At 71.1% G+C, this 22,738-nt stretch carries 17 protein-coding genes; 10 read left to right on the top strand and 7 right to left on the bottom strand.

Annotated elements, in window-relative coordinates:
• Positions 1–16 precede the first annotated feature (16 nt).
• From H4696_RS30780 to H4696_RS30735, 10 genes are all read left to right on the top strand, one after another.
• A complete protein-coding gene (locus tag H4696_RS30780) occupies positions 17–1,378 on the top strand; it encodes a GumC domain-containing protein (RefSeq protein ID WP_169735215.1) in 1,362 nt (453 codons plus the stop codon).
• On the top strand, positions 1,375–3,141 hold the full coding sequence (locus H4696_RS30775) for a Wzz/FepE/Etk N-terminal domain-containing protein (RefSeq protein ID WP_192782626.1): 1,767 nt from the start codon (positions 1,375–1,377) through the stop codon (positions 3,139–3,141). The genes H4696_RS30780 and H4696_RS30775 overlap by 4 nt, the downstream gene beginning before the upstream one ends.
• A gap of 31 nt (positions 3,142–3,172) precedes the next feature.
• Positions 3,173–5,083 carry an asparagine synthase (glutamine-hydrolyzing) gene (gene asnB / locus H4696_RS30770; protein WP_086860778.1) on the top strand — a complete coding sequence of 637 codons (1,911 nt, stop codon included), beginning with the start codon at positions 3,173–3,175 and terminating at the stop codon, positions 5,081–5,083.
• Complete coding sequence (locus tag H4696_RS30765; protein WP_086860776.1) at positions 5,080–7,257, top strand: bi-domain-containing oxidoreductase; 2,178 nt, start codon at positions 5,080–5,082, stop codon at positions 7,255–7,257. The genes asnB and H4696_RS30765 overlap by 4 nt, the downstream gene beginning before the upstream one ends.
• Positions 7,258–7,381: 124 nt before the next feature.
• A complete protein-coding gene (locus H4696_RS30760; protein WP_086860774.1) occupies positions 7,382–9,415 on the top strand; it encodes a heparinase II/III family protein in 2,034 nt (677 codons plus the stop codon).
• 9 nt (positions 9,416–9,424) lie between these two features.
• The gene (locus tag H4696_RS30755) at positions 9,425–10,951 is read left to right on the top strand and encodes a right-handed parallel beta-helix repeat-containing protein (protein ID WP_086860772.1); all 1,527 of its coding nucleotides are present in this window, start codon (positions 9,425–9,427) and stop codon (positions 10,949–10,951) included.
• A gap of 1 nt (position 10,952) precedes the next feature.
• Complete coding sequence (locus H4696_RS30750; protein WP_225955848.1) at positions 10,953–12,203, top strand: O-antigen ligase domain-containing protein; 1,251 nt, start codon at positions 10,953–10,955, stop codon at positions 12,201–12,203.
• Positions 12,200–13,369, top strand: coding sequence for a glycosyltransferase family 4 protein (locus tag H4696_RS30745; RefSeq protein WP_086860770.1), 1,170 nt, complete (start codon positions 12,200–12,202; stop codon positions 13,367–13,369). The genes H4696_RS30750 and H4696_RS30745 overlap by 4 nt, the downstream gene beginning before the upstream one ends.
• Positions 13,366–14,013 carry a phosphatase PAP2 family protein gene (locus tag H4696_RS30740; protein ID WP_086860768.1) on the top strand — a complete coding sequence of 216 codons (648 nt, stop codon included), beginning with the start codon at positions 13,366–13,368 and terminating at the stop codon, positions 14,011–14,013. Before H4696_RS30745 ends, H4696_RS30740 begins: the two co-directional genes overlap by 4 nt.
• 421 nt (positions 14,014–14,434) lie before the next feature.
• Positions 14,435–15,049 carry a maleylpyruvate isomerase family mycothiol-dependent enzyme gene (locus tag H4696_RS30735; protein WP_086860791.1) on the top strand — a complete coding sequence of 205 codons (615 nt, stop codon included), beginning with the start codon at positions 14,435–14,437 and terminating at the stop codon, positions 15,047–15,049.
• On the opposite strand, the gene H4696_RS30730 is transcribed toward H4696_RS30735, so the two are convergent.
• From H4696_RS30730 to H4696_RS30700, 7 genes are all read right to left on the bottom strand, one after another.
• Positions 15,036–15,659 carry an HAD family hydrolase gene (locus tag H4696_RS30730; RefSeq protein ID WP_143265110.1) on the bottom strand — a complete coding sequence of 208 codons (624 nt, stop codon included), beginning with the start codon at positions 15,657–15,659 and terminating at the stop codon, positions 15,036–15,038. The genes H4696_RS30735 and H4696_RS30730 overlap by 14 nt on opposite strands.
• A gap of 168 nt (positions 15,660–15,827) precedes the next feature.
• On the bottom strand, positions 15,828–17,309 hold the full coding sequence (locus tag H4696_RS30725; protein WP_192782625.1) for a right-handed parallel beta-helix repeat-containing protein: 1,482 nt from the start codon (positions 17,307–17,309) through the stop codon (positions 15,828–15,830).
• A 99-nt stretch (positions 17,310–17,408) separates the two neighbouring features.
• The gene (locus H4696_RS30720; protein WP_086860764.1) at positions 17,409–18,725 is read right to left on the bottom strand and encodes a glutamate-1-semialdehyde 2,1-aminomutase; all 1,317 of its coding nucleotides are present in this window, start codon (positions 18,723–18,725) and stop codon (positions 17,409–17,411) included.
• A gap of 5 nt (positions 18,726–18,730) precedes the next feature.
• A complete protein-coding gene (locus H4696_RS30715; RefSeq protein ID WP_086860762.1) occupies positions 18,731–19,279 on the bottom strand; it encodes a dTDP-4-dehydrorhamnose 3,5-epimerase family protein in 549 nt (182 codons plus the stop codon).
• Positions 19,276–20,460 carry a polysaccharide pyruvyl transferase family protein gene (locus H4696_RS30710; protein WP_086860760.1) on the bottom strand — a complete coding sequence of 395 codons (1,185 nt, stop codon included), beginning with the start codon at positions 20,458–20,460 and terminating at the stop codon, positions 19,276–19,278. Before H4696_RS30710 ends, H4696_RS30715 begins: the two co-directional genes overlap by 4 nt.
• Positions 20,457–21,401, bottom strand: a complete 945-nt coding sequence (locus H4696_RS30705; protein WP_086860758.1) for a glycosyltransferase family 2 protein — start codon at positions 21,399–21,401, stop codon at positions 20,457–20,459. The genes H4696_RS30710 and H4696_RS30705 overlap by 4 nt, the downstream gene beginning before the upstream one ends.
• Positions 21,402–21,408: 7 nt before the next feature.
• Positions 21,409–22,734, bottom strand: a complete 1,326-nt coding sequence (locus H4696_RS30700; protein ID WP_086860756.1) for an MATE family efflux transporter — start codon at positions 22,732–22,734, stop codon at positions 21,409–21,411.
• Between the last annotated feature and the right edge of the window lie 4 nt (positions 22,735–22,738).

Here is a 22,738-nt window from a genome sequence, read left to right as displayed (position 1 = left end):
CGTACCCGTCTCAGGAATGGAGATACCGCCGTTGACTGAAGACACGGTGCGCCTGGCCCTGATCGGGCAGGTCGTCCGGCGACGATGGCGGCTGCTGGCCGCCCTCGCCCTCTTGGGCGCGGCAGTCGGCGCCGCTGCGTCGTTCCTGCTTTCGCCGGGCTACCAGACGTCGTCGAGCGTGCTGCTGCAAGGACCGCGGCAGGCCGACGAGCTGCTGACCCAGGCCGAGGTCGCGACCAGCTCGGTCGTCCTCGACCGCGCCGCCGCGCAGCTGGCCTGGCACCCCACGGGCGCCGAGCTGAAGAAGCAGGTCAAGACGTCGGTGGCGAACGGCAACGTCGTGACGATCACCGTCTCGGCCGACACCGCCGAGCACGCCCAGCAGCTCGCCGACCAGGTCGCGCAGCAGTTCGTCAAGTACTCCACGCAGCTGGCCAGCAACTCCGCGGACGCGTCGGTGCAGCTGGCCCAGGAGCAGCGCGAGTCGCTGCGCAACCAGGTCAAGCTGACCACCGAGAAGATCAGCGACATCGCCAAGAACGTCGGCGGGGACCTCACCGTCGAAAGCGTCCAGGTCCGCACCCAGCTCGAAGGGCTGCGGACGTCGCTGGAGCAGGCCATCAACGACCTGAACCAGGCCGACCTCGCCACCGGCGTCGGCAACACCGTCGTGATGGGCAGCGCCGAGCGCCCGGACGCGGCGGCCGCGCCGACGCTGACGCAGCTCGCCGTCGGCGGCGCGGTGCTGTTCTTCCTCGCCGGCGTGTTCGGCCACCTGTTCACCGCACGCGCCGACCGGCGGCTGCGCGGCGAACCGCAGATCGCGTCCGCGCTGGGCGCGCCGATCCTCGCCGGCGTCGACGTCACGACGCCGCAGGGCGACCAGCTCCCGGCGACCGGGTTCGCCGGCAAGGTCCGGCGGCTGCTCGGCGGCGACCGGCCGTGGGTGCTTCCCCCGGTGGCGACCTCGGCCGACGAGGTCAACCGGAACATCCGCTACCGGCGGGTGCTGGCCCGGCTGTCCACCGGCCCGGCCGACGTCCTGCTCCTGGTCGGCGACGACGACGAGACCGGCCGCCTGGCTGCGGCGCAGCTCGCCGGGCTGGCCGACCGGCTGTCCGTGCCGCTGCGCGTCTTCGAGTACTCGGCCGGGCGGCCGACCGTGCCGGACGCCGGTCCCGACTCCGGCGTGCTGGTGGTCATCGGGGCGGGCACCCGCACCGCGTGGGAACTCGTCCGGCTCGCCGAGGCCTGCGCCGACGCCGGCCAGGAGATCGTCGGAGCCGTCCTGACCCACCCCGTCCGACCGGCCGAGCCGGAGAAGAAGCCCGAACCCGCGGCGGAAGCCCCCGAGAAAGCCCTGGCAGGTTCGGCGTGACGACTGCTCCCGAAACCCCGGCCGCTCCGCTGGTCGACCTCCAGCGCCTCTTCGTCGCGATCCGCCGCCGCAAGCGCTTCTGGCTCGCCACAGCACTGCTCGGGCTGATCGCCGGCGCGGCGGTCGCGATCGTGCTGCCGGCGCCGCCGACCGCGGTCGCCAAGGTGATCGTCGTCCACCAGGACGACTCGCCGACCGACAGCGGCACGCTCATGCGCACCGACGTCGCCGTGCTGTCGACGACGCAGATCGCCGAAGGCGCGCTGAAGAAGCTGGGCAGCACCGAAGCGCCCGAAGAGTTCATGAAGAACTACGCGGGCCTGGGCCTGACGAACAACGTCCTGCAGATCACCGTCAAGGCCAAGAGCAACGAAGAGGCCGTGGCGCAGGCGGGGGCGCTGGCCGACACGTTCATCGCCGACCACGTCCAGCGCAGCCAGGCCGCGGCGGCCGCGCAGTCCAAGGCCATCCTCGACCAGCGCAAGAACGCCCAGGACGAGCTGGCCAAGGTCGACCAGCAGATCGCCGACGAGACCGGCAAGGGCCGCAACGCGAACGCCAGCACCCTCGAAGGCCTCTACGGCCGCCGGGCCGCGCTCGCCTCGCAGGTGTCCGACTTCGACTCCCGCGCCCAGCAGGCCGGCATCGGCAGCCCGCAGGTCGCCGCGGGCACACAGATCGTCGACGCGCCCCGCGCGCTGCCGAAGGCGTTCCTCAAGACCACCGCGACCAACGCCGGCATCGGGTTCGCGCTCGGCCTGGCCCTCGGGCTCGCGCTCGTCGCGGTCGGCGCGGTGTCGCGCGACCGGCCGGTGCTGCGCCGCGAGATCTCCGCGCACCTCGGCGCGTCCGTGCTCGCCCAGCTGCCGTCGAAGCGGCGCGGCCTGGCCCGGGTGTGGCAGCGCTCGCGGGTGGTGTCCGACCGCGAGCGCGTCGCCACGACGCTGGCCCGCGTGGTCAAGAAGGACCCGCGCGGGGTGTCGGTGCTCGAGCTCGGTGCGCCGAAGGTCGCCGCCGCGCTCGCCCTCGACATCGCCGGACAGCTGGCGGACGGCGCGAGCGTCGTCGACGACCTGCCCGGCGAGGACGTCCGCAAGCTGGCGGCCGAGGCCAAGAGCGACGTCCCGGTGCTCGGCGCCGGTGACGCGGCCGGCGAGCCGGGCGAGCGCCGCATCGGCGTCGGCACGGTCGCCCCCGGCACGGCGTGGACCGACCTGGAACACCTCGGCAAGGAGACCGTGCTCGTCGTCAAGGCCGGGCACGCCAACACGCTCTGGCTGCACACCGTCGCGCGGCAGCTCGCCGACCAGCGCATCCCGATCATCGGCGTGGTGCTGGTCGACCCGGACCCGCGGGACAAGTCCGACGGCACGCTGTGGGACGGCCTGCACACGGCGTTGCGCGGCCGCGCCGGCCACGCGCCCGCCCCGAGCGCCGTCCCGGTCGAGCCGGAAGACCGCCTGGACGAGCTCGCCGCCCGGATCGCCGAGCGGGTCGCCAAGACCGAGCCGCCGACCCGCCGGTTCACCCCGGTCCGGCCGGTGCTCCCGCCCGCGCTCGCCACCCCCCGACCGCCGGCCGCGCCGTTGCCGGCCCCCGGCTCCGTCAGCGTCCCGGACCACTTGGACGCCCCGACCAAGAAGTTCGCCCCGGTCAAGCCCCCGAAGCGGCCGACGCCGTTCAAGCGCGACCACGGCGAGCCCACCCACACGGGCGAACTGAACGCCGGACTCGAGCCAGAAAAGAGCGCGGAGGTCTCCTGACCGCGCCGCAAATGAAGGGGTCCCACTCGAGATGTGCGGCATCGCAGGCACCTACCTCTGGCCGGACGGCGGGCCGCTGACCGACCGGCTGACCAAGACGCTGGCCCACCGCGGGCCGGACGGCTCCGGCCGGTACGACCACGCGGCCGGCGCCGGCTCCGTCCACTTGGGACACCGACGGCTGTCGATCATCGACCTGTCGGAAACCGGCGCCCAGCCGATGGTCCTCGACGGCCTGGCGCTGAGCTACAACGGCGAGCTGTACAACGCGCCGGAGCTGCGGGCCGAGCTGGAAGCCGCCGGCGTGCGGTTCCGCGGCACGTCCGACACCGAGGTGCTGCTGCAGGCGTGGCGGCGCTGGGGCACCGACTGCCTGCCCAAGCTGCGCGGGATGTTCGCCTTCGCGATGTTCGAAGAGGGCACCGGTGAGCTGTTCCTGGTCCGTGACCAGCTGGGCATCAAGCCGCTGTTCTTCGTGCAGCGCGCCGGCGGGGTTGCGTTCGCCTCGGAGCTCAAGGCACTGGCCGGGGAGCTCGGCGGGTCGCTGCAGGTCGACAGCGGGGCGCTGATCGCGTCGCTGCTCTACTACTGGGTGCCGGACAGCCGGTGCGCCTACCAGGGCGCGGAGAAGCTGCAGCCTGGCACGTGGCTGCGCTGCCGCCCGGACGGCCGGGTCGACCGCGGCCGGTTCTGGTCGCTGCGGGAGGTCGCCGAGGAGGGCGCCGCCTTCGACGGCGAGGTCGACCTGCATTCCGTCATCGCGGAATCGACCGCCAAGCACCTGCTCTCCGACGTCCCGGTCGCGACGTTCCTTTCGGGCGGGCTGGACTCCAGCTACCTGACCGCGCTGGCCGCGCGTTCGCAGCCGGGCATTTCGGCCTACACCATCGGGTTCCGCGCCGAGGACGCCAAGTTCGAGGCCATGCCGGACGACCTCAAGTACGCCCGCATCGTGGCCGAGAAGTTCGGCGTCGACCTGCACGAGATCGAGATCGCGCCGCAGGTGCTCGACCTGCTGCCGAAGATGACCTACCACCTCGACGAGCCGATCGGCGACCCGGCGGCGATCAACTCGTTCCTGATCTGCTCGGCCGCGCGCGAGGCCGGCGTCAAGGTGATGCTGTCCGGCATGGGCGCCGACGAGCTGTTCGCCGGCTACCGCAAGCACCTCGCGAACCTGATCGCGTTGCGCTACCACAAGGTGCCGGGCGCGGTCCGGCGTCCGGTCGAGTCCATCGTGGACCGGCTGCCGGTCGCGTCGGCCAAGCGCGGGTACCGGTCGGTGCGGTTCGCGAAGCGGTTCCTGTCCTTCGCGGGCCTGCCGGAGGAGACGGCGTTCCGGCGCAGCTACACGATGTACGACCGCGCGGAGCTGCTCTCCTTGGTCAACCCGGACCTCGCGCCGGTCGTCGACGACGTCCTGACCGAGCACGCGGACACGTACAACGACCAGGCGCTCGACGACTTCGTCAACCGGATGTGCCTGGCCGACTCGCGGATGTTCCTGCCCGGGCTGAACCTGACCTATACCGACCGTTCGACGATGGCGGCGTCCACCGAGGTGCGGACGCCGTTCGTCGACGTCGAGGTGGTTCGCGCTGCCTTCAAGATCCCGGGGAACAAGAAGATCGTCGGCCGCGCCGGCAAGGTCGCGCTGAAGAACGCGGCGCTGAACATCCTGCCCAGCGAGATCGTGCACCGGCCGAAGGGCCTGTTCAGCGCGCCGCTGCGGGCCTGGATGAGCCGCGACCTGGCGCCGCTGGTGCGCGAAGTCGTCAACGAAGGGGTGCTCGTTTCGTCGGGCTTCCTGCAGCGCGAGGCCTTGCAGCGCATGGTCGCCGAGGACGCCGCCGGTCAGGAAGACCGCGGCAAGCACCTCTGGCACGTCTTGACCCTTGAGTACTGGTACCGGAACGCGATGTCTGGAGCGGGAGCGAAGTGAAGCAGGTAGTCCAGAACTACAAGAGCGGGGAACTGGCGCTCCTCGAGGTCCCCGAGCCCGCCTGCAAGCCGGGTGGCGTGCTGGTGCGGACGGTGTACTCGCTGATCTCGACCGGCACCGAGATGATGAAGGTGTCCGAGGCGAGCATGTCGCTGATGGGCAAGGCGAAGGCCCGGCCCGACCAGGTCGCGAAGGTGATGCAGAGCGTCGCCACCAACGGCCTTTCGGCGACCTACCGCAAGGTGACGTCCAAACTGGACTCCTACACCCCGCTCGGCTACTCGCTGTGCGGCGTCGTCGAGCAGGTCGGCGACGGCATCACCGACGTCAAGGTCGGTGACCTGGTGGCCTGCGCGGGCAACGAGCACGCCCTGCACGCCGAGCTGAACTGGGTGCCCAAGAACCTCTACTCGCCGGTGCCCACCGGCGTCGACCCGCGGCACGCGGCGTTCGGCACCGTCGGGTCCATCGCCATGCAGGGCGTCCGCCGTGGCGAACCGCAGATCGGCGACGTGGCCCTGGTCATCGGGCTCGGCCTGATCGGCCAGCTCGTCGTCCAGCTGCTGACGTCGTCCGGCGTGCGGGTCGTGGGTGTGGACCCCGACCCGGAGCGCTGCAAGCTCGCCGAGAGCCTCGGCGCGCTGACCTGCGCGCACCCGGCGTCCGGCATCGTCGACAACGCCGTGGCCGAGCTGACCCACGGCGCGGGCGTCGACCAGACGTACCTGGCGGCCGGCGGCAACACCAACGACCCGGTGGAGCTGGCCGCGAAGCTGTCCCGCGACCGCGGCCGCGTGATCGACATCGGCAAGTGCAAGCTCGACCTGCCGTGGAACGCCTACTACGAGAAGGAACTGGACGTCCGGTTCTCGCGTTCGTACGGGCCGGGCCGCTACGACCCGTCGTACGAGCTCGAAGGCCGCGACTACCCCATCGGCCAGGTCCGCTGGACCGAGCGCCGCAACCTGGAGTGCGTTCTTGACCTGATCGCGCGTGATCGCCTCGACGTCGAGCCGCTGATCACGCACGTCTCGGACTTCTCGTCCGCCGTCGAGACGTACCAGTCGCTGAACGACGGCTCGCTCAAGGCGGTCGCGGTGCTGTTCCGCTACCAGGACGCGGTCGCCCGGACGGAGCCCGTGGTCACGTCCGCGCGGGTAGCGGTGACGTCGTCGTCGGCCGCCGCCCTCCCGGCGGGGCAGCCGGTGCGCCTGGGCTTCATCGGCGCGGGCAACTACGCGTCGTCGATGCTGCTGCCGCACCTGGTCGAGCGCACCGACGTCCAGCTCAAGCACGTCGCGACGACCTCGGCGCTGTCCGGCGCCAACGCCCGCCGCAAGTTCGGCTTCGCGGAGGCGTCCACCGACATCGACAACGTCCTGGGCGACTCCTCGATCGACGCGGTCTTCGTCGTGACGCGGCACAGTTCGCACGCCGAGCTGACGCGCCAGGCGCTGCTGGCGGGGAAGACGGTGTTCGTCGAGAAGCCGCTGGCGTTGTCGGAGCCGGAGTTGCAGAAGGTCCTCGACGCGATCGAGGAGTCCGGCAACGACCGCCTCCAGGTCGGCTTCAACCGCCGCTTCGCCCCACTGCTGCGCGAGGCAATGGACCAGTTCGGCCCCCGAGTCGGCCCGGCGACGGTCCGCTACCTGGTCAACGCGGGCCGCCTCGACCACGGCAGCTGGTACAACCAGACCGACACGGAGGGCTCCCGCTTCGCGGGCGAGGGTGGCCACTTCATCGACACGGTGAGCTGGCTGCTCGACGCCGACCCGGTCTCGGTGTACGCGACCGGAGACCTCCAGGTGACCCTGGGCTACGCGGACGGTTCGACGGCGGTGATCACCTACGCCGAGACGGGCTCATCGGGCTTCCCGAAGGAAACCCTGGACCTGACGGCCGACGGCAAGGTCCTGAAGTTCGACGACTTCGTCCGCGCCTCGGTGTACTCGCGCAAGAAGTGGGCGAGCTCGCGCATCCCGAAGGGCCGCGACAAGGGCCAGGCCGCCGAGGTCGACGCCTTCCTGACGGCCGTGCGCACGGGCGCGCCGATGCCGATTTCGGTGGCGTCCTTGGCCGCGACGACGCTGGCGACACTGGCCGCGCAGTCGAGCGTCGCGAACGCCGCACCGGTGCGGATCGAGCTGCCGCAGAAGGCGGGTGCCCCGGCATGACGCACGCGGCGGGCTGGCGCCCTGACCCGACAGGCATGCCGCGGCTGCGGGCGGTAAGCGCTCGCAAGCTGGCGGGCGTGGCACGGGTCCGGCTGGAGCAGTCTCGGAAGGCGGGTGCGCTGCGATGATGGGTCCCGGCTGGTACCTGCGCCGGCTGTCCCGCATGGGGCCGGCGGAGGTCGTCGGCCGCGCGCGGCATGCCGTCGTCCAGCGGCAGTGGCGGTCGGCCTTGCCGGCGGCGCCGGACTGGCCGTCGCACCCGCGGTTCACCGCGGCGCTGCCGCCGGGCGTGCTGGGCAAGGTGTCCACCGAGGCGGTGTCGCGGCTCCTGGCCACCGCCGACGAGCTGATGGCGGGCCGCGCCGAGTACTTCGGCGTGGTGCGCACGGACATGGTGTCGCCAGACTGGTTCCTCGACCCGAAGACCGGTCGCCGCGCGCCTTCGGACCGGTACGCGTTCGACGTCCCGTACCGGTCGGAGGACGAGGTCGGCGACATCAAGCAGATCTGGGAGCCGTCGCGCCACCAGCACCTGACCGTGCTGGCCGCGGCGTACGCCCTGACCGGCACCCCGGCGTACGCCACGCGCGTGGCCGCCCACCTGCGTTCGTGGTGGGCGGAGAACCCGCCGCTGCAGGGCCCGCACTGGGTGAGCGGCATCGAGCTGGGCATCCGGCTGCTGTCGTGGGTCTGGACGCGCCGCCTCCTCGACGGCTGGGCGGGTGCGCCGGAGCTGTTCGAGGACAACCCGGACTTCCAGCTCCAGCTGTGGCACCACCAGAACTGGCTCGCGACGCTGCGCAGCCACGGCTCGTCGGCCAACAACCACGTGATCGCCGAGGACGCGGGCCTGCTGGCGGCGGCGTGCGCGTTCGGCTGGTTCCCGGAGTCGGCGGCTTGGCGGGCTTCGGCGACGCGTTCGCTCGACGTCCAGCTCGGCCGCAACACGTTCCCCTCCGGGTTGAATGCCGAACTGGCGTCGGAGTACCACGGCCTGGTCCTGGAGCTGGGCCTCGCGGCCGCGCTCGAGGCCGACGCTGCGGGTGCGCCGGTGCCGGACTCGACGTGGGACGTCCTGCTCCGGATGACCGACGCCCTCGCGTCCATTGTGGACAACAAGGTGCACCCCCCTCGCCAAGGCGACGCCGACGACGGCTTCGGCCTGATCGTCGACGGCGCGGAAACGAACCGCTGGGCCTCGCTCCTGGCGTCCGGCGAGGTCCTGTTCGGCCGCCTGGACTGGTGGCCGGCGGTCCCGGGCGACGACGTCCGCACGCCACTCCTGGCGTCGCTGGCCGCGCGCACCCCACGGGCCTCCGGCACTCGCCCCGGCCGCCGCCTGGCCCACCTGCGCGACGCGGGCATGACGATCTTGCGCTCGGGCCGCGTGTGGGCCCGCTGCGACGGCGGCCCCCACGGGTTCCTGTCGATCGCGGCCCACGCCCACGCGGACGCCCTGTCGGTGGAGGTCCGCCACGACGGCGTGGAGATCTTGGCCGACCCGGGCACGTTCTGCTACCACGGCGAGCCCCAGTGGCGGTCGTACTTCCGCTCGACGCTCGGCCACAACACCCTCGAACTGAACGCCCGCGACCAGTCCGTCTCGGGCGGCCCGTTCCTGTGGACCCGGCACGCGGTGACGAAGGTCCTGGACGTCCGCACCCCACCCGACGGCCCCAGCCACTGGTCCGCCGCCCACGACGGCTACGCCCCGGCGGTCCACCGCCGCACGGTCGAGCTGGACGGCGAGGTGCTCACGATCCTCGACGAGGTGCTGGGCGAACCGGGTGCGCCGGGACGGTTGGCGTTCCACCTGGGCCCGGAGGTGACGGTCATGCTCGACGGAACCACGGCCCACCTCCGCTGGCCCGCGCCCGGCGGAGGGGCCGAAGTGCCCGCCACGGCCGGCCAAGGCCAGCCCGGTTCCGCGGCCGATCCGCTCGTCGGCCGGGTGTCCGGTTCGCTCGCCGGTGCCGGTGGGGGAGTGCGGACCGCTGTGCTCGAGTTGCCGCCCGAGCTGTCGTGGAGCGTGCACCGCGGTGAGGTCGACCCGCCGCTCGGCTGGTACTCCGCGGGCTTCGGCCGGAAGGAACCCTCGACCACCCTCGTCGGCTCCGGGACTCCCGGACAGCTCACCACCCTGCTCAGCTTCAGTTAGGACCCGCCCGTGACAGCCCGCCGCCTCCGACTCCGCCGTGCCGCTCCGCTGCTCGGTGTCCTGCTCACGGTCGCGGCGTGCTCGGGCGCGCCGGATACCGACGGGGGGCCGGCCCAGGCCACCGCGGCGCCCAGCGGTTCGGTCGCGGCCGTGTGCGACAAGGAGCCCGCCGGTCCGGCGGCCGCGCCGGCGGGAGCGGTCGTCGTCGACCCGGCGGTGCCGGGTGACCTCGCGGCGAAGACGCGCTCGGCCGGGCCGGGCACGACGTTCTGGCTCAAGCCGGGCAAGCACATCCTCGGCGACGACAAGTACGACCAGGTATCCCCCAAGGACGGCGACGTCTACATCGGCGCACCAGGCGCGATCGTCGACGGCCGCAAGATCAACCAGTACGCCTTCACCGGTCACGCGGTGAACGTCAAGATCACCTACGTGACCGTGCAGGGCTTCGCCGCACCGCACGACGAAGGCGTCGTCAATCACGACTCCGGTGACGGCTGGCTGATCGAGCACTCGACCATCCAGGACAACGACGGCGCCGGCCTGATGGCGGGCGCGCGCCAGCAGGTGCGCGGCAACTGCCTGCGCCGCAACGGCCAGTACGGGATCAACGCCTACTCCGGCGCCACCCCGCTCACCGCGCTCGTCGTGGAGGGCAACGAGATCGCCGGCAACAACACCGGCGACTGGGAGACGAAGATCGACGGCTGCGGCTGCAGCGGCGGGATCAAGTTCTGGGACGTGAACGGCGCCGACGTGCGCGGCAACTGGGTGCACGACAACCACGGCACCGGGCTCTGGGCCGACACGAACAACAACGACTTCCTCATCGAGGGCAACCTCATCGAGAACAACGACGGCGCCGCGCTGATCTACGAGATCAGCTACAACGCCGTCATCCGGGACAACACGATCCGCAAGAACAACTGGGTCGACGGCCGCCGGTACGCCGACCGCGGCGACAACTTCCCGACGCCGACGATCTACATCTCCGAGTCCGGCGGCGAGCCGCGGATCAAGGCGCGCACCGCGAAGATCGAAATCTCCCGCAACTACCTGGAGAACAACTGGTCCGGGATCACGTTGTGGGAGAACGCCGACCGCTTCTGCAACAGCCCGGCCAACACCTCTTCCGGCGACTGCACCCGGCTGGTGCCGAACGTGAAGCAGTGCGCGGCCCCGGCCATCACGACCGGTCCGTTGCTGGCCGACTGCCGCTGGAAGACCCAGCACGTCGACATCCACGACAACAAGTTCGTCCTGGACCCGGCGATCGTCGGCTGCCAGGCCGCGTGCGGCCGGATGGGCCTGCTGTCGAACTTCGGCACCTACCCGGAGTGGTCGCCGTACAAGGGCGAGGCGGTCCAGGAAGCGATCACGTTCAAGCAGGACAACCGCTGGCACGACAACAGCTACACGGGCCCGTGGACGTTCATCGCGTACACGACCGACCGCATCCTCGAGGTCGGCGAGTGGGAAGGCTCGCCGTACTCGCAGGACACCGGGAGCACGTACACCGCACAGGGTGGGGGCTGACATGACGGCGCACACCGCATCGGTTGCGGGCATCCGCGGCGCGGCCGAACCGACGTCCGCGACGCCGAAGTGGGCGGGGCTGGCCTGGGCGCTGCTGATCCTCAACACGCTCGGCTCGACCGGCGCGAAGACGGTCATCCCGCTGCCGCGCTCGGTCAGCCAGCTGGTCACGATGGGCGCGCTGATGACGGCCTTCGTGATCGCGCTGGTGCTGAACAAGCACCTGCGGATCCGCCCGAGCGCCTACCTGCTGCTGCTGACCCTGCTGCTGGTGTCCAGCATCCTCGCCAGCGCCGATCTGAAGGAAGGCGCCGGCGCGCTGTTCCGGTGCTTCCGGCTGACGGTGTTCGTGACCACGCTCTGGCTGCTGACCCGCTGGTGGGACGGTGGCTTCGCCTTCGTCCGCTACCACATCCGCACCTACGCCATCGTGCTCGCGTCCGTGGCGATCGGCCTGGTGATCTCCCCGGGCAACGCGATGCCGGACATCTACGGCGGCCGGCTTTCGGGTGCGATCTGGCCGCTCACCCCGCCGCAGATCGGCCAGTACGCGGCGGTCATCGCCGGGCTCACGCTCCTCCTCTGGTTCGGGCGCCGCACGACGTGGCGCAGCGCGGTGTTCATCGTGGTGCCGGTGGTGGGCCTGCTGATGCTCACGCACACCCGCACGGCGACGCTCGGCCTCGTCGCCGGGCTCTCCGTGGCCTTTCTGTCGATGCTGCTGACCAGCGCCCGCGCGCGGAAGGTGTTCGCCTGGACGGTCGGCGTCGGCGGGGTCGCCGGCGTCGTGCTCGCGGGCGCGCTCCAGACGTGGTTCCTCCGTGGGCAGAGCGCGGACAACTTCTCCAGCCTCACCGGCCGGGCGAAGGTGTGGGACGCCCTGCTGGAGGCCCCGCGGTCGACGGCCGAGTACATCTTCGGCGTGGGGCTGACCGACAAGTCCTACGACGGCCTCCCGATCGACAACAGCTGGCTCGCGGTCTACCACGAGCAGGGCTTCGTCGGGATCGCCCTGGTCGCCGCCTTCCTGCTCACGCTGAGCGTCGTCGCGGTGCTGCGGCCCCCTTCGCTGGCGAGGGCGTGCGCGATCTTCCTGATCACCTATTGCGTCTCGGCCTCCTACACCGAAGCTGGTCTCGGCGACGCGTCGCCGTATCTGCTGCACCTGGCCGTGGCCGCGTCACTGCTGGTTCGCGGGGTGCCACAGTCCGACGAACAAGCATTCATCCCGGCGAAGGGGGCAAGCGCGTGAGGGTGCTCGTGGTGCACAACCGGTACCGGTCCGAGCAGCCGAGCGGCGAGAACAACGTCGTCGACGCCGAAGTCTCGCTGCTGGCCGAGGGCGGTCACGAGGTGTCGCTCTTCGAACGCCGCAGCGACGACATCGCGGCCATGCCGCTGGCCCGCAAGGCGGCGGTGCCGCTGATGGTTCCGTGGAACCCGGCGGTGCGGAAGGAACTCTCCGCCCGGCTGCGCGCGAAGCGCCCGGACGTCGTGCACATCCACAACACGTTCCCGCTGCTGTCGCCGTCGGTGGTCGCCGCCTGCGCGGACGCGGGGGTGCCCGCGGTCGCGACGCTGCACAACTACACGATGGTCTGCCCGCCCGGCACACTCCACCGCGACGGCCGCATCTGCACCGAGTGCGTCGGCGGCTCGCCGTTGCCGGCGGTGAAGCACGGCTGCTACCGCGGTTCGAGCGCGGCCACGCTCCCGATGGCGGCGAGCATGGTCGCGAACCGCCGCCGGTGGTGGACGGGCGTTTCGCGGTTCTTCTGCATTTCGGCGGCGCAACGCGACCTCCTGGTGTCGGCCGGGATGCCCGGCGAGCGGATGGTGGTGAAGCACAACTTCGTCACCGACCCCGGCGTCCGCCGCACCGGCGACGGGACGCACGTCCTGTTCCTCGGCCGGATCACCGAGGAGAAGGGCGTCGGCCTGCTGATGCGGGCCTGGGACCGCCTCGGCGGCGCCCTGGGCGTTCCGCTGGTCATCGCCGGCACGGGCCCGATGCAGGACGAGGTCACGGCCTGGGCGGCCGGACGTTCCGACGTCTCGTACGTGGGTCTCCGCACCAAGGCCGAGTGCCGCGCGCTCACGGCCGACGCGGTGGCGGTGGTGGCCCCGTCGACGTGGCTGGAGGCGTTCGGCCTCGTGGTGGTCGAGGCGATGGCGGCGGGCGTGCCCACGGTCGCGGCCGCCCACGGGGCATTCCCCGAGCTCGTCGAGGACGGCGTCACCGGCCTCCTGCACCAGCCGAACGACGAGGTGTCGCTCGCGGAGCGACTGCGCGAGATCGTCGGTGACCGCAATCGCGAGATGGGCGACGCGGCCCGCGTCCGGTACGAGAAGGACTTCACCCCGGCCGTCGGCCTCGACCGGCTGATCGCCGGGTACAAGGCGGCGATCGAGGCGTGAAGCAGCTGGTCCGGACGGCACCCGCGGTCCTGCCGGCCGCGCTGCGCACCCCGCTCGCGATGTCGGGAGCGCTGGCGACCGCGGTACTCGTCGCGCTCGGCATCCTCCACTTCCACGACTCCGGGTTGACGGGGATCGACGCCGCCGTTTTGCCGTCGCTCGACGGGGTCGAGCCACCGTGGCGGTACGTCGCGCTGGTCATCGACTTCGGCGGCGAACCGGTGGGATCGGTCGTGCTGGTCGCCCTGCTCGCGGGCGTGTGCTTCCTGGCCCGCCGGGCGCGAACGGCCGTGCTGACCGTGCTGGGCGTCCTGGTCACCGTGGCGGTGACGACGGTCCTGAAGCCGATCGTCGGGCGCACCATCCACGGCGAGTTCCTGTCGTACCCGAGCGGGCACACGGCCTTGGCCACGGCGCTCGCGCTGGTCATCGGCCTGCTCCTGGTCGATCGGCTGGGTCTCGGGCGTGCGATCGCGGTGCCGCTGGTCCTCGGCTTGGCGCTGATCGCCGGGATCGCGATGGGCTGGGCCGAGGTGGCCTTGGGGGCGCACTACCCGACGGATGCGGTCGGGGGGTTCTGCGCCGCGCTGGCCGCGGTCCCGGCGACCGGGTGGGTGGTGGACCGCGCCGCCGACCGGCTCTGACGGCGGGCTGTCGGCTCGACGGGTCGGTATCGGCCCGAGGACGGCGTGGGCGGTGGCCTGGGCCGGGCTGACTTGACGAGTTGGTCGCGGTCGCGGGTGGGCATCGCCGATCCGCTTGCCGGTCGGCTGGTGGGCTGGCCTCGGCTGTGGGAGCGAGTGGCTGATCGGTTCCGAGGACGGGCTGCCGGTCGGTCGATCGGCAGCTCGGCGGGCTGGTCGCGGTTGTGACCGGGCGTCGCCGATCCGCTTGCCGGTCGGTCGGCGGGCTGGCCTCGGCTGCGGCAGCGAGTGACCGATCGGCTCGGCCAGCCGGCCGGAGGGAACGGGTTCGTGGACCGCGTTGCCGATTGGTTCGCCGGTGGTGTCGGTCCGCGTGGGGGGCGTTCGTCGGTGGGGTGTCCGACTAGTGAAGGAGACCCTCGTGATCCAAGACCTGATCGCCGCCGAGCGGCGGGAGCTGGCCGACGTGCTGGACGGGCTTTCGCCGGCTGACTGGGAGGCGCCGACCTTGTGCGCCGGCTGGCGGGTGCCCGAGGTCGTCGCGCACGTGACCATGCCGTTCCGGTACTCGACCGGGCGGTTCGTGCGTGAGCTGCTGAAGTCCGGCGGGCGGTTCAACGCCATGGCCGACCGCGTGGGCCGCCGGGACGCGGCCGAGCTGTCCCGCGAAGCGCTGGTCGCGTCTCTCCGTGAAAACGCCGACCACCCGTGGCGGCCGCCGGGCGGCGGGGCGGAAGGCGCCTTGAGCCACGACGTGATCCACGGGCTGGACGTCACGACCGCCCTCGGCCTCGAGCGCCGGGTTCCGGTGGAACGCCTCGAGGTGATCTTCGCGGCGATGAAACCCAAGCAGGTCAAGTACTTCGGAGCCGACCTGGACGGCGTCGCCTTGCGCGCCGACGACCTCGACTGGTCGTACGGCTCCGGCACCCCGCTCGCCGGGGCGGCCCAGGACCTGTTGCTCGTGTTGTGCAATCGGCGGTTGCCCGCCGGGCGTCTTCGAGGGGAGTCGAGCGCGCGCTTCACCACGGTCTGAGTTCCTTTCGCAACTGGTCCATTGTGGACAAATGAGGTGCGCCGAAGTGCAGCGCCTGGAATCCGGCGTCGCGGGCGGCGGTGACGTTTTCTTCGCGGTCGTCGATGAGCAGCACGCGGTCGGGCACCACGTCGAGCCGGCGGCACAGCGTGGCGAAAGCTTCCGGATCGGGCTTGCGCACGCCGATGTCCCCGCTGATGAACCAGTCGGTGACGTACTCGCCGAGCCCGAACTGTTCGCGCAGCAGTTTCGACCATTCGCTGACGTCGTTGCTCAGGCAGGCGAGCCGCACGCCGGTGGGTTCGAGCTCGGCGAGCAGGGCGACCACGCCTTCGGTGAGACGGTGGTTCAGGCAGTACTCCTCGTCCGACGCGCCGGGTACGCCTGCTGTCGCCCAGAAGTCCGCGGAGGACATCTTGCCGAGGCTGCATTCCCGGTACAGCTGGGCGATGTCCGCGCCGTCCAGCACGCAGCCGTGGCTGCGGAGGTAAGGCACGAGCAGGTCCGCGACGTCGTCGGCGCACGAGTAGAGCACGCCCATGGCGTCGAGCACCACGACGTCGATCGCGTCGCGGTCGCGGGCCGGGTGGGCGGAGGTCGAAGGGGCCATGTCTTCGACGGTACCGAACACACGTGCGACCGCCATCGCTTGAACGGGTGAAGCAATCGCTGTCCGAAATTCTCCGTTCGCGACTTTTCCCTTGTGTCACAAGAGAAATCACGGTGATCGGAGCAGGGGGTCAGTGGAAATTGTCGGACCTGGTCGGCAAGCTCGTGATCAGCAGCCGGCGGACCCACCGCCGAACGAAGAGCATTCGTCCTGCGAGTAGGGCTCCGCCCGCCAGCCCGCAGCGTCGACCGTCCTGGAGGTGTCATGCACGACGAAGGCCCACGGCCCGGTGTAGGAGTTGGCGTGCCACCGGTTGCCCTGGTGGAACGTGATGGCCTCCTCGACCACGGTTCCCTTGTAGGGGGACCAATCCGGGAAGGTCCCGTAGTTCGAAAGCAGCGCCATCCGCCCGCACAGGCTCGTGCAGCCGACCCGGCCGGGATCGAACCGGAAGGTGTTCCCGTGGATTTCGACCAGCTGCGACTTCCAGCGGCAGTCGTCGTACGCCGGGGGCTTCTCGATCGTGCCCGCGGCGCACGAAGACTTCTGCGCGACCTCGGTGCAGTAGCCCGAAGACGTGTTCGCCGGGCTGTTGCAGAAGCGGTCGGCGTTCTCCCACACCGTGATCCCGGCCCAGTTGTCCTCGAAGGTGTTCCCGCTGATGTCGATGGCCGAGGTCCGCGCCGGCACGCGTGGTTCACCGCCGGATTCCGACAGGTACACCGTCGCCACCGGGAAGTTGTCGCCGCGGGCGGCGAACGCGCGGCCCTGCACCAGGGTGTTGCCGCGGAACGTGTTGCCGCGCAGCACGAGGTTGTAGCTGGTCTCGTAGAACAGTGCCTCGGCCGCGTTCGCCTCGAACAGGTTGTCCTCGACGAGGAAGTCGTTGTTGTTCGTGTCGGCCCACAGACCGGCGCCGTGGTTGCCGTGGACCCAGTTGCCGCGGACGTCGGCCCCGTTCACGGCCCAGAACTTGGCGCCGCCGCTGCACCCGCAGCCCGGCACCTTGGTCTCCCAGTCGCCGGTGTTGTTGCCGGTGATCTCGTTGTCCTCCAGCACGAGCCCGGTGATGCCGTCGCCGGCCTGGTAGGCGTTGAGCCCGTACTGGCCGTTGTCGCGCAGGCAGGTGTGCCGGACGACCTGGTGCGCCCCGGCCATCAGCCCGGCGCCGGCGTTGCCCTCGATGGTGGTGTTCTCGATGAGCCAGCCGTCGCCGGAGTCGTGGTTGACGACGCCCTGGTCTTGGAGGGCGGCGAACCCGCGGACGGTGAGCCCGCGGATCTCGACGTCACGCGCCCGCTGGGTGAAGGCCGCGCGGTTGACGCCGCGACCATCGACGACCGCGCCCGGTGCGCCGAGGTAGACGTCGCCGTCCTTCGGGGCGACCTGGCCGAACTCGTCCGTGCCGAGGGTGTGGGTGCCGGGGCGGAGCCAGAACGTCGTGCCGGGTGGGTGCGCCGCCGTCTGGGCGGAGAGGTCTCCGTCGACGCCCGGATCGACGGAGACGGCCCCGGAAGGCGCTTCCTCGTGCTCCGCGGGCTGGTGGTCGCACACCGGCCCGACTCCGTCGGCGGCCCGCGCGATCGCCGGGCAGGCCGCGGCGATCACGAGCGAGCAAGCGGCGACGAGAAGCGCACGAGATCTGCCCATGGCAGGAAGCTACGCACGAACGGCCGGGAAAGCAGTCCCCCTCCGGTGTCCTCATCGGACCCAGGGGGTGAATCCGGCCCGTCCGCGCGGGGCCGCGGGTCAGGCGTACTTGCGGAACACGGGCTGCACCGGGCGCCCGCCCATCCACGGCGTCGGGTCCTGGGCGTCGAGCGCCTTCCGGTACACCGTGCAGGCCTGGGAGACCACGTCGATCGTCTTGTCGATGTCGGCTTCGGTGAGCGCGGCACTGACCACGAAGGACGGTCCGAGCACGCCGCCCGAGATCAGCTCGCGCAGGAACAGCGTCCGGTAGGGCTGCGACGGCTTGCCCTGCTCGTCGAGCGTGCCGAAGACGAGGTTGCTGGCGCGGCCGCGGACGACGACGTGGTCCTCGACGCCCATCCCGGCCGCGACCTCGCGGACACCGGCGGCGAGCCGGTCGCCGAGGGTGTGGAGCCTGCCGACGACGTCCTCGTCGCGGTAGACGTCCATCACCGCCATCGCGGCGGCGAGGGAGTGGGTCTCGGCGCCGTGGGTGGTGGACAGCAGGAACACCCGTTCGCGGTCGCTGCGCAGGCCGCCGATCTCCATCAGCTCCCGCTTACCGGCCAGCGCCGAGACGGCGAAGCCGTTGCCGAGGGCCTTGCCGAACGTCGAGAGGTCGGGCGTGACGCCGTAGAGGCCCTGCGCGCCGTGGGCGGACCAGCGGAAGCCGGTGATCATCTCGTCGAAGATCAGCACGACGCCGTACCGGGTGGTCAGGTCGCGCAGGCCTTGCAGGTACCCCGGCGGCGGCTCCACCGCCGCGGCCGCCTCCAGGATCAGGCACGCGATCTCGCCGTCGTGGCGCTGCAGCAGCTCCTCCGTGGCCTGCAGGTCGCCGTACGGGAAGGACACCGTCGACTCGGTCGTCTCGTCCGGGATGCCGGCGTTCATCGGCGTGGTGCCGATGAACCAGTCGTCGGTGGAGAAGAAGGCGTGGTCGGCGCACTTGGCGACGAGCTTGCGGCCGGTGGCGGCGCGGGCCAGCCGGACGGCGGCGGTCGTGGCGTCGGAGCCGTTCTTGGTGAACTTCACCATGTCGGCGGTCGGGACGTTCTCGAGGAACCGCTCGGCCGCTTCGGCCTCGATGATCGACGGGCGGATGAAGTTGCTGCCCTTGTCGAGCTCGCCGCGGACCGCTTCGAGGACCCGCGGGTGGGCGTGGCCGAGGATGACCGCCCGCAGGCCGGAGCCGTACTCGACGTACTCGTTGCCGTCGACGTCCCAGACGTGGCCGCCGCGGCCGTGGGAGATGACCGGAGCCATCCCTTCGGGATACTGGTCCGAGCCCTTGGCGTAGGTGTGTGCACCTCCCGGGATGACCCGGTGCAGCCGCGCGTTCGCCTCCGTGGAGCGGGGCAAGTTCGTTCCCATGGGGGTCACCTCGTTGGTTTCAACGCCTCTCCGAGAGACGGCGCGCGCTCATCCCGGTCACTGACCATTGTGACCGACAGTGGCCACGAAATGTCCAATTCTGGGTCTTTGTACGAAATTGTGATGTCTTCGGACGGGTCGTGGGGTCGATCGATACGATACGACACGTCCGAGACTTCGGTGAGTGACTGGAATCCGTGCGCGCACCCTGCCGGGATGTACACGGAAACCTGCGTCTCACCGGAAAGTTCGAACGTTTTGACATTGCGGAACGTGGGCGAATCCGGTCGGAGATCCACCACGACGTCGAAGATCGCGCCTGACGAACACCGCACCAGCTTCGCCTCGCCGGCCCCGCCGCGCAGGTGCATCCCGCGGACGACTCCCTTGCGGGAGCGGGAAAGACTGTCCTGGGCGAAGCCGTCCGGGTCGATTCCCACGGACGCGACGACTTCGCGGTCGAACGTCCGGCTGAAGAAGCCGCGCTCGTCGGCGTGCGGAGTCGGCTCGAACAGGTACACGCCCTCGATCTCGGGCACCGGAATGGCCTTCATCTCGCACCCCCGAAGAGGGCCGCCGAAAGGGCGGCGAACTGGTCCTTGAGTCGTTGAACGTTGTTCTCGTTCCGTTCCGCCAGGATCTGGCGCAGTTCCGGCGAACGGTTTTCGAGTTCGGTGAACTGCTCGACGAGCCGGTCGAAGTCGACGGTCTTCGCCCGCTGGGTGAAGCCCTCGAGGCCCATCTCCGCCATGAGCACGTCGTTCTTCGGCGCGTACCCGATCGCGACGGTCGGTTTCGCGACCTTCAGGGCGCAGAGCACGTTGTGGTAGCGCGTGGCCACCACGCTGTCCACCGCCGCCATCTCGTGCATCAGCTCGTCCAAGGTCTCCGCCGAGGCCGCCGTGACCAGCGGCGAAGCGGTCTTTTCGAGGATCTCGTCGACGACCTGCCGGTCGATCTGGTCGCCGATGAACAACCGGACCGGTCTGCCCTGGTCAACGAGCCCGGCGACGAAACGGTTCATCGTGTCCACGTAGTGGCGGTAGATGCGGTCGCTGTCGGCGCGGTCGTCGTTGCCGCCGTAGTAGGCCATCACGCCGACCCCGACGGTGCCCGGCGGGCCGTCGGCGGCCGGGGTGGGGAGGGAGAACGCGAGGTCGGGGTAGACCTCGTCGCGGCTGGTGTCGACACCCATGGCGCGCATGGCGTCACGGGAGATGTCGTCCCGGTAGGAGCGGTAGGCGGCCAGGCGGCCGGCCCAGCGGACGAGCGTCCGGGTCGCCCGCGCGCTGATGTGGTTCGCGCCGACGCTGACCAGCGCGACCTTGGTGCCGAAGAGCCGCCCGGTGGCGGAAAGGAGGAAGAGCGAATACGGAAAACCCCACGGACGCAGCGGAAGTGTCGCTTCGAGGACGCCCATGCCGGGCACGATGACGACGTCCTGCTCGCGGACCCAGGCGGCCGTGCGGCCGATGTCGACCAGCTTGCCGAGTCCCTTGAGGACGATCGACCGGAGGCCGGACGCCGTCTCGTACTCGGCCTGGTTCCAGTGCAGGGGCGTGGTGTCGACGCCGTACCGCTCGCGGACGATGTCCGGGCCGCCCACCAGGCCGGTCAGGACGGCGTCCGGGTGTTCGGCGCGCAGGTAGCCGAGCACGGCTTCGAGGGAACCGTCGTTGCCGAGGTTCCCCGAGCCGAGCAGGCCGAAGACGCCGACGCGCGTGGCACGCTTCACGCGAGCCTGCCTTCCCGGCCGGCCACGATCTCGTTGACCGTGGTGACGTCGGAGGCGGTCGGTGCGCGGTCCTCGACGCGTTCGCCGTGGCCGGAGCGCGCCCGGTTCGTCAGCCAGGCGCCGAGGTGCCCGAAGCACTCGCGCTTGTCGGCGGCCGAGATCGGCGCGCGCCGGATGAGGTCCGCGAACCCGTAGACGTACTCGCCGAGCAGGCGGACGGTGGGATTCCGGAGCCGGTTCGCGCGCCGCGGGTCCAGATTCGCGCACCGGCTCCGGATGGTCGGGTTGGCCCGTTCCGCGCGGCCCGGGTGGTCGCGGCGGAAGTAGAGCAGCTCGGGTACCTGGTAGAAGGGGCCGTGCAGGGCCATCTCGGCCGAGTAGGTCCGGTCGGCGTGGTGGTAGCTGTCGAGCGGCTTGACGCGGCGGAGGACGTCGGCGCGGATGACGCCGTAGAAGTCGTCGCCGCCGGGCTCGAACAGGATGCTGCGGAACCGGTCCGGCGCGTGCCGGGAGCCGGTGTCCAACGTGTACTGCAGCGGCTGGACGATGCGGCCGTCGCCGTCGATGATGGCCTGGTCGCAGTGGGCGAGGATGACGTCCGGGCGCTCGTCCAGGGCGTCGACGCACCGCTTGAGCAGGTCGCGGGCGTAGAGGTCGTCGTGCGAGACCCACTTGAAGAGCTCGGTGCGGGAGACGTCGAACACGAAGTTGTGGTTCGGCGTCGCGCCGATGTTCTTCGGCTGGCGGACGTAGCGGATCCGCGAGTCCTTCTCGGCGTAGCGGCGGCAGATCTCGTCCGTGCCGTCCGTGGAGGCGTTGTCCGAGATGACCAGCTCGAAGTCTTCGTAGGTCTGGCCGAGCAGGGCTTCCAGTGACTCGGCGAGGTACTCCTCGCCGTTGTACACCGGGAGGCCGAGGCTCAGCCGCGGGACGGTGGTCATGGAGTCCTCATTCCTTGATGGGCTCTTTGATCGGCTCGAAGACGACGGTGGGCTCGTCGGCCGACGGCGGGACGTAGTCGCGCAGCCCGAGGCGCAACTGCAGCCACCAGACGACGGAGCCGCTGAGCGTCGCGGTCGCGACGCCCCACGCGGACCCGGCCGCACCACCGAGGAAGGCGCCGGCGATGCCGAACGTGACGTAGAACAGGGAGGCGATCAGTTGGGAACGCAGGCTCCGCTTGGCCGCGCCCAGCGCGCGGAGCCCGGCGGCCGCGCCGGTGGCGAAGCTCGCGCCGACCACGGCCAGGGTGACCGGGAGGATCAGCGGGGACGAGGAGTCCCACACCGAGCCCATCACCCAGCGACCGGCGCTGTCGGGCACCAGGAGCAGCAGGCCGAGGCCCCAGCACAGGGCGGCGGCGGCCTGCCCGCCGCCGAGGATCACGCAGAAGTGCTTCAGCCGGTGCGGCGCCCGCTGAAGCACCCGCGCGCCCTCGGCGACGGTGACCAGGGAAAGCCCCATGAGCAGGGCCAGGAACGGGCCGAGGAGCTGTTCGGCACCGCGGACCGCGCCGACGGCGGTGATGCCGGCGATGGCGCCGAGGCCGTACGCGCGCAGCTGGGACGCGCCGCTGTTGCTGACGTTCTCGACCAGGTAGCGGACGCTCAGGTCGCGTTGCCGCCGGAACCAGCCCAGTGCCTCGCGGGGGTGGGGCAGGATCCCGGTCTGGAACCAGCCGTAGCCGGCCGCGACCGCGCCCGAGAGACCCCAGGCGAGCACGAACGCGACCACCGTGTGGACCTGGGCGGCGATGTACAGCGCCGGGAGGAGCGCCACGCCCCACACGCAGTCGTTGACGAACGCCTTCTTGCCCGCCCCGCGGGCGAAGAACGCGAACCGCCAGGCGTCCTGCAGCAGCAGGCCCGGCAGGACGACGGCGAGCGCGACGAACGCGTTGCCGAGCGGGCCGCCCGCGGCCAGCCCGGCGACCAGGCTGACCACCCCGGTCGCGCAGCCGACGCCGATGGCGGTGCCCGAAGCGCTGGCGACCCCCAGGCGCCAGCGGTCCTCGGGCACCGCGCTGAACCGCACCATCAGCGGGTCGGTGGCCAGGCCGCGCGACACGTTCAGCACCACGCCGTAGGTCACCCAGGCGAGGCTGAAGACACCGAACGCGAACGTGCCGAGCGAGCGGGCCACGTACAGCCCGACGGCGAAGTTGGTCAGACTGGACACGGCCTGGTCGCCCAGGCCCCAGCTCAACCGTCCGGCCATCGCGCGCACCGCGCCCGATCGGAGGATCGAGCGCGGTGCACGGCGGTGGTTGGCCACGTCG

Origin of the sequence: Amycolatopsis lexingtonensis, from assembly GCF_014873755.1 — a bacterium.
Classification (GTDB): domain Bacteria; phylum Actinomycetota; class Actinomycetes; order Mycobacteriales; family Pseudonocardiaceae; genus Amycolatopsis; species Amycolatopsis lexingtonensis.
The sequence above is the reverse complement of the archived record's forward strand: the minus strand, read 5'-3'. Positions and strand labels throughout refer to the sequence as shown.

Excerpts from the sequence above, each read along its gene's own strand:
- H4696_RS30780 (WP_169735215.1), top strand. The coding sequence starts at position 17 with ATGGAGATACCGCCGTTGACTGAAGACACGGTGCGCCTGGCCCTGATC.
- asnB (WP_086860778.1), top strand. The coding sequence starts at position 3,173 with ATGTGCGGCATCGCAGGCACCTACCTCTGGCCGGACGGCGGGCCGCTG.
- H4696_RS30760 (WP_086860774.1), top strand. The coding sequence starts at position 7,382 with ATGATGGGTCCCGGCTGGTACCTGCGCCGGCTGTCCCGCATGGGGCCG.
- H4696_RS30750 (WP_225955848.1), top strand. The coding sequence starts at position 10,953 with ATGACGGCGCACACCGCATCGGTTGCGGGCATCCGCGGCGCGGCCGAA.
- H4696_RS30730 (WP_143265110.1), bottom strand. The coding sequence starts at position 15,659 with ATGGCCCCTTCGACCTCCGCCCACCCGGCCCGCGACCGCGACGCGATC.
- H4696_RS30725 (WP_192782625.1), bottom strand. The coding sequence starts at position 17,309 with ATGGGCAGATCTCGTGCGCTTCTCGTCGCCGCTTGCTCGCTCGTGATC.
- H4696_RS30720 (WP_086860764.1), bottom strand. The coding sequence starts at position 18,725 with ATGGGAACGAACTTGCCCCGCTCCACGGAGGCGAACGCGCGGCTGCAC.
- H4696_RS30715 (WP_086860762.1), bottom strand. The coding sequence starts at position 19,279 with ATGAAGGCCATTCCGGTGCCCGAGATCGAGGGCGTGTACCTGTTCGAG.
- H4696_RS30705 (WP_086860758.1), bottom strand. The coding sequence starts at position 21,401 with ATGACCACCGTCCCGCGGCTGAGCCTCGGCCTCCCGGTGTACAACGGC.